Below are 11,968 nucleotides of genomic sequence, written 5' to 3'. Positions count from 1 at the left end.
TTACAGCCAGCCGCGGCGGCGGAAGTACCAGAGCGGGACCACGGCCGACAGCACCATCAGCAGGATGGCCATGGGATAGCCGAAACTCCACTCCAGTTCCGGCATATGCTTGAAATTCATGCCGTAGGCGGACGCGATCAGCGTCGGCGGCATCAGCGCCACCGAGACGACCGAGAAAATCTTGATGATGGCGTTCTGCTCGATGTTGATCAGGCCGAGCGTGGCGTCGAGCAGGAAATTCGCCTCGTGCGCCAGGAAGCCGGCATGCTCCGTCAGCGACCGCAAGTCGCGCGTCATCGTCTTCAGCGCGGTCTTCTGTTCCTTGTTCAGCCGGCCGCCGCTGACCGAGGTCATGAACACCACCAGCCTGTCGAGGCCGGCCAGGCTGTCGCGCACCTTGTGGGTCAGGTCGCCGGCACGGCCAATGCCGCGCAGCACGTCCTGCAGCTCGTCCGGCTTCTTGGCCGCCTTGCCGAAACCGCCGCCGTCCAGCGAATCGTCGAAGACACGGGCGGACAACTCGTCGATGCGGCCGCCGACCAGCTCCAGCACGTCGGCCACCCGGTCGATCACCGCGTCGAGCAGGCCGAACAGCGCGCTCTCCCCCGTCGCCAGCAGTTCCGGCTGGCGGACGCAGCGGGCGGCGAAGGTGATGACCGGCAGCGGTTCTGTGTAGCGCAAGGTAATCAGGTGGCGCGGGGTCAGCACGAAGGTCAGCTCGCCCTGCTCCGGATGGGGCGAGGTCGCGCGCGAGATGATGGGAGAGGTCATGTAGATCCCCTCCCCCTCCACATAAAGCTGGCTGGAGGCCTCGATCTCCTTCATCTCCTCGCGCGTCGGGAGATCGAAGCCGGTCAGCGCGCCGACATGGGCACGCTCCGCTTCCGTCGGGCGCAGAAGGTCGATCCAGACTGCGCCGACCGGCAGATCCTCGCCGAGTTCGAGCGGCTGGCGCACCACCCGCCCGTCTTCGGCACGGGCATGGACGGTGATCAAAGGGCCGCCTCTTCCGGCACCGGCGCGCCGGCGGCGCGGCAGGCGGCGGCCAGCGTGTTCAGCATCAGGCAAGCGATGGTCATCGGGCCGACGCCGCCCGGCACCGGCGTAATGGCGCCCGCCACCTTTACCGCCTCGTCGAAGGCGACGTCGCCGACCAGCCGGGTCTTGCCGGGCTCTGCCGCCGCGACGCGGTTGATGCCGACGTCGATCACGGTGGCGCCGGGCTTGATCCAATCGCCGCGCACCATCTCCGGCCGGCCGACCGCCGCCACCAGGATATCGGCGCGGCGGCATTCCTCGGGCAGATCCGCCGTGCGGGAATGGGCCATGGTCACCGTGCAGTCGGCCTGCAGCAGCAGCTGCGCCATCGGCTTGCCGACGATGTTGGAGCGGCCCAGCACCAGGGCGCGCTTGCCCTTCAGGTCGCGGCCCAGCGTGTCGCGGATCAGCAGCAGGCTGCCCAGCGGCGTGCAGGGCACGATGGCGCCCGGCTGGCCGGTGGCGAGCAGGCCCGCGTTGACGACATGGAAGCCGTCGGCGTCCTTTTCCGGCACGATGCGGGCCAGCACCTTCTGGCTGTCGATGTGCTTGGGCAGCGGCAGCTGGACCAGAATGCCGTGCACGGCCGGATCGGCGTTCAGGCGGTCGATCAGGGCCAGCAGGTCGGATTCGGCCATGTCGGCCGGTTCGTGATGGTCGAAGCTGTTCATGCCCAGTTCGACCAGGGCCCGCTCCTTGGAGCGGACATAGACCTGGCTGGCCGGATCCTCGCCCACCAGCACGACGGCCAGACCGGGGGTGACGCCATGGCTGGCCTTCAGCGCCGCCACACCGTCCGCCACCCGCGCGCGCAGGCCGGCCGCAAAGGCCTTGCCGTCGATGATCTTCGCGTCCGCCATGCTACTCTCCACCCTCGGTGCCCACATCGTCGATCAGGGCCGACAGCCGCGGCAGCAATGCCGCCGGGTCGCCGGCCACATGCAGTATCTTGTTCCGGTCGGTGGCGCCGGCCACCACCGTCAGGCTGGTCTTGGGCAGTTTCCATGCCTTCGACAACAGTTTTATGACAGCCTCGTTGGCTTTGCCGTTTTCCGGCACCGCCGTGACCGCCAGCTTGAGAACCTTCCCGCCTCCGGCAGTCTCGGCCGTGCCGGTCACCGCGTTGCGCGACGCCTTGGGCGTCACCCGGAGTGCCACCCGCAGGCCGTCGGCCACCGCCTCGAGCGGAGAGGACGCCGCCACGGTCAGAAGCGCGGCCAGTACTGGGCCATCAGGTTCTGGATGAAGGAGATCGCCAGCAGAACCACGATCGGCGACAGATCCAGCCCGCCCATGTTGGGCAGGACGCGGCGGATCGGGCGCAGCACCGGTTCGGTGATGCGATACAGGAAGTCGCCGATCACATAGACCGCGCGGTTGCGCGTGTTCACCACATTGAAGGCCACCAGCCAGCTGAGGATCGCCGACAGGATGAGGACCCAGAAGAACAGGTCCAGAATGGTGTTGATGAGCATATACAGCGCGATCATGCCGGCCCAGCTCCATAGCAGTTCTTTGGGATGGCCGCACGCAACGCGTTGCGAAGCGGGCGCCAGCCTTTTCCGGGCACCCTAAGCATAAGCGGAGAGACCTGTCCAGTACGGCGGCCCGCCGATAGGCCGGGTGGCCTGCGGCGCATAGACCGGTACGCCGCCGACGCAGGGGGCGGGGCGGGCCTTTGCGCCGGCGCTTCATTTTTTCTGAATCAAGCGCTTGACAGCACCCCCCGTCATGGACAATATCCGCGCCACGCCGGGGCAACGAAGACGCCACGGTGTGAGTGTGGGGCCGTAGCTCAGCTGGGAGAGCGACGCGTTCGCAATGCGTAGGTCGGGAGTTCGATCCTCCTCGGCTCCACCATTTTCCTCTTCTCTGGAAGGGTGAGACAAGTTGACTGGTTGTCAGCGGGCGTTGCCGGGAACGGCATCTGGCCCGCTTTTTTGTTTTTCCGATTGCGTCCGCCCCGACAATGTTCCCGACGGCAAGCCGACTTCCCCGCGCTTCCCACAAGCTTCCCCACCGGGGCTTCGGCCCATGCCTTAGTGCGTGTGAACGTGATGGGCATCAGGGTAATGGGGGTGCCGGTGCCGCAAACGTCCGTGGCGGTGCCGGTGGCTGTGCGGCTCGGTCACCGGGCCGTCGTGACCATGCTGGTGGTGCTCGTCATGGACATGCGGGTGATCGTGTTCGATCTCCTCATGGACATGCTCATGGTCGTGGTCCTCGGTCAGGTGCAGCCAGACGCCTATTCCCATCAGGACCGCCGCAACGACCAACCCGACCGTCAGCGGCTCCCCGAACATCGCCAGGGAGGCGATGCCTCCAACGAAGGGGGCCGTGGAGAAATACGCTCCCGTCCGGGCGGCGCCGATGTACCGCAGGGCGAACACGAACAGGACGAGGCTGACGCCGTAGCCCAGCAGCCCGACCAGCATGGCCGCGACCATCGTCGGCACGGCGGGCATGCCGTCGCCCAGCGCCAGGGCGATCCCGACATTGACGCCCCCGGCGACCAGCCCCTTGATGGCGGCGATGTCCATGGGGTCGGCCAGCGAGACCTTTCGGGTCAGGTTGTTGTCCACCGCCCACATCAGACAGGCGGCGGCAACCGCGGCCGCTCCCCATCCGCCGGTCCAACCGTTTTCGATATCCACCGGTCCGCCCCAGGACAGCACGACCGCCCCCGCGACGATGGCGATCATGCCGGCGACGAGCCGCCGGTCGAAGCCTTCCTGGAAGACGAACCACGCCAGGAGAGCGGTGAACACCCCTTCCAGATTGAGCAGAAGCGAGGCGCTCGATGCCGGCGTGGCCGCCAGGCCGGACATCAGCAGCACCGGTGCGGCGATCCCCCCGGCCAAGACGGCGCCCAGCAGCCAGAACCACTCGGTGCCGCGGATGCTCCGTTCGCTCCACTCCGCCGAGACCACCAGCCCACGGACCAGCCGGACCAGCCCCAAACCGGTTCCGGAGCCAAGATACAGCAGGCCCGCCAGCATCCAGGGCGACAGGTCATGGACCAGCAGCTTCGCCAGCGGCGTGCTGACGCCGAAGAGCACGGCAGCCAGAATCGCGGTCGTCGAACCCGTTCGAACCATGGGAGCTGCACCCGTCCGGTGGCTGGAAAAACCCGCCACCCGACAATGACGGATCTCAGCCGTTCTCCGCCAGCACCGTCCCGGCCAGATAGAGCGAGCCGCAGATCAGGACGCGCGCCGGTCCCGGACGATTTGCCACGAGATCGGCCAGGGCGGACTCCACGCCATCGGAGGCCGCATGGTCGCGGATGCCGCAGAGTTTGGCGGTCTCGCAGGACTCCTCCGCGGTGAAGCTGGCTTCCTCGCCGGGAATCGCCACCGCGCGCAGGGAATGGGTGAAGGGAGCCAGCGGGCCCAGGAACTCGAACGGGTCCTTGCTGGACAGCATGCCGTAGATGACGAACAACGGCAGGGCAGGAGAGCCCTCCGATTGACCGTTGCCCGGCTGGCCGCGCGACCAGTCGACCGCCTGCCGGGCCAGCACCTCACCCGCCGAATCGTTGTGGCCGCCGTCCAGCCAAAGTTCCCAGCCCGGCGGCAGGCTTTCGGCCAGCGGGCCGCGGGTCAGGCGCTGCAGCCGGGCCGGCCACTCGACGGTGGCGAGCCCCTTGCGCACCGCCTCGTCGTCCACGGCCAGCGGCAGGTGGTCCAGACAGGCGATGGCGACACCGGCATTGGTGATCTGGTGGACACCGGCCAGCCCCGGCATCGGCAGGTCGAGCTGCCGTTTGGCGCTTTCGAAGCGGAAGCCATCCGGTCGCTCCTGCACCGACCAGCTCTGGATGGGGGCGGCGATGGCGTGGGCGCGCAGCTTCAGCGCCCTGAGCGCGTCGGCCTCCGGCTGCGGGGCCAGCACGACCGGAACGCCCGGCTTGAAGATGCCGGCCTTCTCGCTGCCGATCTCCAGCAGCGAGTCGCCCAGGAACTGGCGGTGGTCGTAGGAGATGCGGGTGATCGCCGTCACCGCCGGCTTCGCCACCACATTGGTGGCGTCCAGCCGCCCGCCCAGCCCGGTCTCCAGCAGGACCACGTCGGCCGGGACACGGGAGAAGGCGAGAAAGGCGGCGACCGTCGTCACCTCGAAGAAGGTGATCGGGTTGCCGGCATTGGCGATCTCGCACTCCTCCAGCAGGGCGGCCAGATGGTCGTCGTCGATCAGCCGCCCACCCTGATCCCCGCCCAGCCGGATGCGCTCGTGAAAGCGCACGAGGTGCGGCGAGGTGTAGACATGGACGCGGTAACCGGCCGCCTCCAGCATCGCGCGCAGGAAGGCGATCGTCGATCCCTTGCCGTTGGTGCCGGCGACATGGACCACCGGCGGCAGCTTCCGCTCCGGATGGTCCAGCGCCGCCAGCAGACGGTGCACCCTATCCAGCGACAGGTCGATGACCTTGGGATGAAGCCCCTTCAACCGGTCCAACACCGGGTCGGAACGGGTCGCGGCCGGCCGGGAGGGCGGATTGGCCAGCGGAAGGGAGGCGTCGGTCATGATCGTCTCTGGTCGGGGGCTGAGGGTTGGCGGTCAGTCGTCGCCGGCCTGGACCGGAGCCGCCGGCTGGGCAGCGGTCTGTTGAGAGGACGCCTGCTGCGTCGCGACCGGCTGGGCCGCAGTCGCCTGTGTGGCTGGCTGCGTGGCCGGCTGCGTCGCCGACTGGGGCATCTGGGCCGGCTCGCCGTCGGCCGCCTGGACGGCGGTCAGGTCGAGGTCCTCCACCACCGCGTCGATGCGCGGCGTCATCAGCAGTCCGATGGTGCGGACCAGCGTCGGGCGCAGGTCGCGGCGGTGGACGACCATGTCGACCATGCCGTGTTCCAGCAGGTATTCGGAGCGCTGGAAACCTTCCGGCAGGGTCTCGCGGATCGTGCTCTCGATCACTCGGGCGCCGGCGAAGCCGATCTGCGCGCCCTTCTCGGCGATGTGGATGTCGCCCAGCATGGCGAAGCTGGCGGTGACGCCGCCGGTGGTCGGGTCGGTCAGCACGACGATGTAGGGCAGGCCGGCTTCCTTGACCATCTCCACCGCGATGGTGGTGCGCGGCATCTGCATCAGCGACAGGATGCCTTCCTGCATGCGGGCGCCGCCCGAGGCCGGAACGACGATCAGCGGCGCGTTCTTCGCCACCGCCAGACGGGCGGCGGTCAGCAGCCCTTCGCCGACGGCGATACCCATCGACCCGCCCATGAAGCCGAAGTCGAAGGCGGCGACCACGGCGGCATGGCCGCCGATCCGCCCCTCGCCCACCACGATGGCGTCGGTGCGGCCGGTCTTCGTCTGGGCTTCCTTCAGGCGGTCGGTGTAGCGCTTCTGGTCGCGGAACTTCAGGGGATCGGCGACCGACTTCGGCAGCTCGACACCCTCATAGGCGCCGTCGTCGAACATCGACTCCAGCCGTTTGATGGGGTCCAGCCGCATGTGGAAGCCGCAATGCTGGCAGACGTGCAGGTTCTCTTCCAGATCACGGTGGAACAGCATCGACTCGCAGCTCGGGCACTTGTGCCAGAGGTTGTCGGGCACTTCCTTGCGGGCGTAGAGCGCGCGGATCTTGGGACGGACGTAGTTGGTAAGCCAGTTCATGGAACGCCTTTCAACGACATGGCGGTACGCCGAAGCCCGGCGCCGGCTGGACATCGGGTCCGTGCCGCACCGGGCTCTTCAGCCGTTCGTCGCCATGAGCGATCGTGTTGCAGGTGTCGTAAAGCTGTTTGCCGTCGTTGTAAACCGTCCGTCCCTCAGCCCCGCGCCGCGCGCACCCCGGCGGCCAGTTCGCGGACGAAGGCCAGCACGTCCTCGACCGTGCCCGGCTTGACACCGCCGGATGCGTCCAGACCATCGGCCAGACGGGTGACGATGGCAGAGCCGACCACGGCGGCGTCGGCGACGCGGGCGACCTCGGCGGCCTGGTCGGGCGTCTTGATGCCGAAGCCGACGGCGACCGGCAGGTCGGTGTGGCGCTTCAGCCGGGCGACCGCCGCGTCGATGGCGGTGTTCGACGCGCTGGCGGTGCCGGTGATGCCGGCGATCGACACGTAATAGACGAAGCCCGACGTGTTGCGCATCACGGCCGGCATGCGTGCCTCGTCGGTGGTCGGCGTCGTCAGGCGGACGAAGCTGATGCCGGCCTGCAGCGCCGGGATGCACAGCTCCTCGTCCTCTTCCGGCGGCAGGTCGACGACGATCAGGCCGTCCACCCCGGCAGCGCGCGCGTCGGCCAGGAAGGGCTCCACCCCATAGGCGTGGATCGGGTTGAAATAACCCATCAGGATGATCGGCGTGTCGGCATCCTGCTTGCGGAAGCCGCGGACCATCTCCAGCGTCTTGCGCACCGTCATCCCGGACTTCAGCGCGCGCAGCGAAGAGGCCTGGATCGCCGGGCCGTCGGCCATCGGATCGGTGAAGGGCATGCCCAGTTCGATCAGGTCGGCGCCGGCGGCCGGCAGGCCGTTCAGCACCGACTGCGACACGGCGGGATCGGGGTCGCCGGCGGTGATGAAGGTGACCAGACCGGCGCGTCCTTCCGCCTTCAGCGCGGCAAAACGGCGGGCGATGCGGCCATCGGCCCCAACATCGGCACTCTTCATGTCGGCACTCACAGTTCCACTCCCAGATGCTTGGCGACGGAGAAGATGTCCTTGTCGCCGCGGCCCGACAGGCACAGCACCATCAGGTGGTCCTTGGGCAGTTTCGGTGCGCGCTTGATGACCTCGGCAAGGCCGTGAGCGGATTCCAGCGCCGGGATGATGCCCTCGGTGCGGGCGCAGAGCTGGAAGGCGTCCAGCGCCTCCTGGTCGGTGGCATAGGCGTATTCGACGCGGCCGACGTCATGCAGCCAGCTGTGCTCCGGCCCGATGCCGGGATAGTCGAGGCCGGCGGAGATCGAGTGGCCTTCCAGGATCTGGCCGTCCTCGTCCTGCAGCAGGTAGGTGCGGTTGCCGTGCAGAACGCCGGGACGGCCGCCGTTGATCGAGGCGGCATGGTCGAGCGGCCCCTTCTCGATGCCGCGGCCGGCGGCTTCGACCCCGATCATCTGCACCGACGAGTCGTCCAGGAAGGGGTGGAACAGGCCGATGGCGTTCGACCCGCCGCCGACGCAGGCGACCAGGCTGTCGGGCAGCCGGCCTTCCAGCTCCTGCATCTGGGTGCGCACCTCGTCGCCGATCACCGACTGGAAATCGCGGACCATGGCGGGATAGGGGTGCGGGCCGGCGGCGGTGCCGATGATGTAGAAGGTGTCGGAGACGTTGGTGACCCAGTCGCGCAGCGCCTCGTTCATCGCGTCCTTCAGCGTGCCGCTGCCCGACGTCACGGGACGGACCTCGGCGCCCAGCAGCTTCATGCGGAAGACGTTGGGCTGCTGGCGGGCGATGTCGGTCTCGCCCATGTAGATGACGCAGGGCATGTTGTAGAGCGCGCAGACCGTCGCGGTCGCCACGCCGTGCTGGCCGGCGCCCGTCTCGGCGATGATGCGGGTCTTGCCCATGCGCCGGGCCAGCAGGATCTGGCCGATGCAGTTGTTGATCTTGTGCGCGCCGGTGTGGTTCAGCTCCTCGCGCTTGAAGTAGATCTTGGCCCCTCCCAGCTGCTCGGTCAGGCGCTCGGCGTAATAGAGCGGGTTGGGGCGGCCGACATACTGCTTCAGCTGCTGGCGCATCTCGCCTTCGAAGGCGGGATCGGCCCGCGCCTCGCGATAGGCCTTCTCGACCTCCAGGATCAGGGGCATCAGCGTCTCGGCGACGAAACGGCCGCCAAAGATTCCGAAATGCCCGCGCTCGTCGGGACCGGAGCGGTAGGTGTTCAGTTTGGTCATCGTCTGCGGCACTGCCTGAAGTCGAAGGAAAGCCGGGATAGGGCTCGGTCTTGCGGGCGGCATCGGGTCCGGACGCCGGCCAAGCGCGCCACCATACCGGTGGACCGCGCCGATTTGAAGCGTCGGGCCGCGGAAATCCGTGATTTCCACCCGTCCGCAAACATGGAGCGGGGCTTTGCATGGACAAGGCCGCGCCCTTACACTGGCACCTCCTTTATTGCGGAGCATGCTTCCGATGACGCAGCGGACGCCGCCGTCGCTTCTCCCCACGGATCTCCATCCGGTTCCCCGCCGGATTCTGGTGGTGGAGGACAGTCCGCTGAACCAGATGCTGGTCACCGCCATCCTTGCCCAGGCCGGCCACCGCGCCGACACCGCGAACAATGGGCTGGAAGCGGTGATGGCGGCGCAGGCCGGCGGCTATGACCTGATCCTGATGGACTTGTCGATGCCGGAGATGGATGGGCTGACCGCCACGCGGCTGCTGCGCGACCTGCCGGGGCCGGCCGGCCGGGTGCCGGTGGTCGCCATGACCGCCGACACCGAGGAGGCCGACCGCGTCCGCTGCCAGGACGCCGGCATGAACGACCATATCGCCAAGCCGGTGGACCGGGCGTTGCTGCTGGAGACGGTGGAGAAATGGCTGCGCCTGTCCCTGTGCTCCGAGCCGCCCGCCGACGGATCGGCCGGTTTCGGTCCCTGCGCAGCGGCAGCTCACGAAGCGGCGGGCGAAGTGCTGGACCGCGAGGTGCTGGCCCAGCTGGCCCAGGATCTGGATGCGGAGTTGCTGGCCGACGTGCTGCGGCAGTTCGTGGAGGAAACGCGGGAGCGGGTGGCGCGCATTGCGGAGGAGACCGACTGCGCCATCCTGACGCGCGAGGCGCACACGCTGAAAAGCACCGCCGGAACTTTCGGCGCCCGCACCCTGTGCAGCGCCGCCCGCGCGTTGGAGATGGCCTGCCGGGCCTCGCTTGGGGCGGAAGGAGCTCAAAGGCGGGGAGACGGGGCGGCGGACACGGTGGAGGGGCTGCGCGGCGAGATTCCCCGGCTGGCCGGGGATGCCATCGCGGCCTACCGCGCCGCCGGGTATCCGGTCTGACTCAGCGGGGACCCGTCACTCGACGACGCTGATGTTCACCGCGGAATCCTTGCCGTTGTTGCCGCGCTCTACCTCGAATTGAACGCGCTGGCCTTCCGACAGGGCATGCAGGCCGGAGCGCTGGACCGCGGTGATGTGCACGAACACGTCCTTCGAACCGGCCTCCGGCGCGATGAAGCCGTACCCCTTGGTGGTGTTGAACCATTTTACGGTGCCGTTGGTCATGAGCCTCCCCCTAGTCACTGCGAGACAAGTCTTTAGCAAAACGGATTGGTCCGGAATCGCCGGCATCGGCCGCGCCATGAGGTCTGCCGGGCAAGCGGAACCAAGACATTGTGCGGGGAGGCTAGCCGCATGCTGTGGTTGCGGGCAATTCCGTCTCACGGCATAGGACAAAGGATGACGAAATCCCGAGTGGAATTACGACCAAGGCGACGGGACTTTGTCGAAGGGTATTAGCCCATTTCTTGACGGCTTCCCGACTTCTTCAGGAAATCCCTGCCGAAATAAAGGGTTAGAGCTTCCCTTCGGCCTGCCAGGCCAGACGTTTGCGGTAGATCGTGGACGCGCTGATCTGCAGCAAGGCGGCGGCGCGCGGGATGTTGCCGTCGCAGGCGGCTATGGCATCCTCGATGGCGTCCTTCTCCACCTCCCATAGGGGCTTGATGGAGTCGGGGGAAGGGGGGACATGCGGGCGCGGCGCCGGGGCGGCACCGCCCGCCGCCAGGGCGGGTGCTGCGGCGGGAACCACGGGCTGCGGCGTGCCCAGCGGCGGCGGCAGCATCTCCGGCGTCACCGTGTCGCCGTCATGCAGGACCGCGACGATGCGCACGACATTCTGCAGCTGCCGGACATTGCCCGGCCAGTGGTAATGGCGCAGCGCCTGTTGCGCTTCGGGGGAGAAGCTGGTGAATCCCTTCTTCTCCTCCTTCGCGAATTCCGCCAGATAATGGCGGGCGATCCCCAGCACGTCGTCCTCGCGCTCGCGCAGCGGCGGCAGGTGGATGGGGATGACGTGCAGGCGGTAGTACAGATCCTCGCGGAACCGTCCCTCCTCCACCTCGCGCAGGGGGTCGCGGTTGGTGGCGCAGACGATGCGCAGGTCGACCTTCTCCAGCTTCGACCCGCCGACCGGGGTGAAGGTGCCGGTCTGGATGAAGCGCAGCAGCTTGGTCTGCAGGTCGGGCGCCAGTTCGCAGATCTCGTCCAGGAACAGGGTGCCGCCGTCGGCGCGCGACGCCGCGCCCTCGCGGTCGGACACCGCGCCGGTGAAGCTGCCCTTCACATGGCCGAAGATCTCGCTTTCCATGAGATCCTTCGGGATGGCGCCGCAGTTGATGGCGATGAAGGGCCTTGCCGCCCGCTGGCTCTGGCGGTGGATCGCCTCGGCGCAGACTTCCTTGCCGGTGCCCGACTCGCCGGTGATGAAGACGGTGGCGCGCGAGGAGGCGGCGCTGTCGACGATGCGGTAGACCGCCTGCATCGCCAGCGACGAACCGATGAAGCCGTGATAGCGGGCGCGGTTCAGGTCCTTCTCGAAGGTGTCGACCAGCTGGGCCAGCCGCAGACGCTCCATCGCGTTGCGGACCGTCACCACCAGCCGATCGGCGGAGAAGGGCTTCACCAGGAAATCATAGGCGCCGTAGCGCATCGCCTCCACCGCCGCCTTCACCGAGCCGTGGGCGGTGATGACGATGACCGCGCAGGGCAGGGCCTGGGCATCAATGCGTTTCAGCACCTCCATCCCGTTCATGTCCGGCAGCTGCAGGTCCAGCAGCACCACCTTGGGCGCGCCGTCGTTCAGCTGCGCCAGCGCGTCGGCCCCCGTCTCCACCGAGATGACGGTGTGGGATTCCTTCTTCAGGTATTCCGCATAGACACGGGCCAGCGACGGCGTGTCTTCGATCAGCAGGACGGGGATGGAACCGGGCGGCATGCTGTGGGCGACACGCAGAGGTAGGGGGGGGGCTGGTCCTATTGTCTAACAG

General features: G+C 67.9%; 12 protein-coding genes and 1 tRNA gene. 2 read left to right on the top strand and 11 right to left on the bottom strand.

Going from position 1 to position 11,968, the window contains the following annotated elements; genetic code table 11:
* From VD964_RS14795 to VD964_RS14780, 4 genes are read right to left on the bottom strand one after another with little or no spacing between them, the layout of a single operon-like run.
* Positions 1–996 carry a magnesium transporter CorA family protein gene (locus tag VD964_RS14795; protein ID WP_324869323.1) on the bottom strand — a complete coding sequence of 332 codons (996 nt, stop codon included), beginning with the start codon at positions 994–996 and terminating at the stop codon, positions 1–3.
* Positions 993–1,898, bottom strand: coding sequence for a bifunctional methylenetetrahydrofolate dehydrogenase/methenyltetrahydrofolate cyclohydrolase FolD (gene folD / locus VD964_RS14790; protein WP_324869322.1), 906 nt, complete (start codon positions 1,896–1,898; stop codon positions 993–995). The genes VD964_RS14795 and folD overlap by 4 nt, the downstream gene beginning before the upstream one ends.
* A gap of 1 nt (position 1,899) precedes the next feature.
* Complete coding sequence (locus VD964_RS14785) at positions 1,900–2,241, bottom strand: DUF167 family protein (RefSeq protein ID WP_310111093.1); 342 nt, start codon at positions 2,239–2,241, stop codon at positions 1,900–1,902.
* Between the two features lie 2 nt (positions 2,242–2,243).
* Entirely contained in the window at positions 2,244–2,528 is a 285-nt protein-coding gene (locus VD964_RS14780) for a YggT family protein (RefSeq protein ID WP_149223829.1), read from the bottom strand.
* Positions 2,529–2,822: 294 nt separating this feature from the next.
* Between VD964_RS14780 and VD964_RS14775 the strand changes: the two genes are divergently transcribed.
* Positions 2,823–2,898 (top strand) — tRNA-Ala (locus VD964_RS14775).
* Positions 2,899–3,077: 179 nt separating this feature from the next.
* Here VD964_RS14775 and VD964_RS14770 read toward each other — a convergent pair.
* The 5 genes from VD964_RS14770 to trpB all read right to left on the bottom strand — a co-directional run bounded on the left by VD964_RS14770 (position 3,078) and on the right by trpB (position 8,881).
* Positions 3,078–4,136 carry a DMT family transporter gene (locus VD964_RS14770; protein WP_324869320.1) on the bottom strand — a complete coding sequence of 353 codons (1,059 nt, stop codon included), beginning with the start codon at positions 4,134–4,136 and terminating at the stop codon, positions 3,078–3,080.
* Positions 4,137–4,191: 55 nt separating this feature from the next.
* Positions 4,192–5,565 carry a folylpolyglutamate synthase/dihydrofolate synthase family protein gene (locus VD964_RS14765; protein WP_324869319.1) on the bottom strand — a complete coding sequence of 458 codons (1,374 nt, stop codon included), beginning with the start codon at positions 5,563–5,565 and terminating at the stop codon, positions 4,192–4,194.
* A gap of 33 nt (positions 5,566–5,598) precedes the next feature.
* Complete coding sequence (accD, locus tag VD964_RS14760; RefSeq protein ID WP_324869318.1) at positions 5,599–6,651, bottom strand: acetyl-CoA carboxylase, carboxyltransferase subunit beta; 1,053 nt, start codon at positions 6,649–6,651, stop codon at positions 5,599–5,601.
* Between the two features lie 155 nt (positions 6,652–6,806).
* Positions 6,807–7,655, bottom strand: coding sequence for a tryptophan synthase subunit alpha (gene trpA, locus VD964_RS14755; protein ID WP_324869317.1), 849 nt, complete (start codon positions 7,653–7,655; stop codon positions 6,807–6,809).
* Positions 7,656–7,663: 8 nt separating this feature from the next.
* Entirely contained in the window at positions 7,664–8,881 is a 1,218-nt protein-coding gene (gene trpB / locus VD964_RS14750; RefSeq protein ID WP_324869316.1) for a tryptophan synthase subunit beta, read from the bottom strand.
* A gap of 235 nt (positions 8,882–9,116) precedes the next feature.
* Here trpB and VD964_RS14745 point away from each other — a divergent pair, with 235 nt between their 5' ends.
* Complete coding sequence (locus VD964_RS14745) at positions 9,117–9,980, top strand: response regulator (protein WP_324869315.1); 864 nt, start codon at positions 9,117–9,119, stop codon at positions 9,978–9,980.
* A gap of 15 nt (positions 9,981–9,995) precedes the next feature.
* Here VD964_RS14745 and VD964_RS14740 read toward each other — a convergent pair whose 3' ends face one another.
* Together VD964_RS14740 and VD964_RS14735 are read right to left on the bottom strand one after the other, a co-directional pair.
* A complete protein-coding gene (locus VD964_RS14740) occupies positions 9,996–10,205 on the bottom strand; it encodes a cold-shock protein (protein ID WP_109152670.1) in 210 nt (69 codons plus the stop codon).
* A gap of 289 nt (positions 10,206–10,494) precedes the next feature.
* Complete coding sequence (locus VD964_RS14735; RefSeq protein WP_324869314.1) at positions 10,495–11,916, bottom strand: sigma-54 dependent transcriptional regulator; 1,422 nt, start codon at positions 11,914–11,916, stop codon at positions 10,495–10,497.
* Positions 11,917–11,968 lie beyond the last annotated feature (52 nt).

The organism is Azospirillum sp., from assembly GCF_035628975.1.
Lineage (GTDB): Bacteria > Pseudomonadota > Alphaproteobacteria > Azospirillales > Azospirillaceae > Azospirillum.
This window is presented reverse-complemented; position numbering and strand designations above follow the sequence as displayed.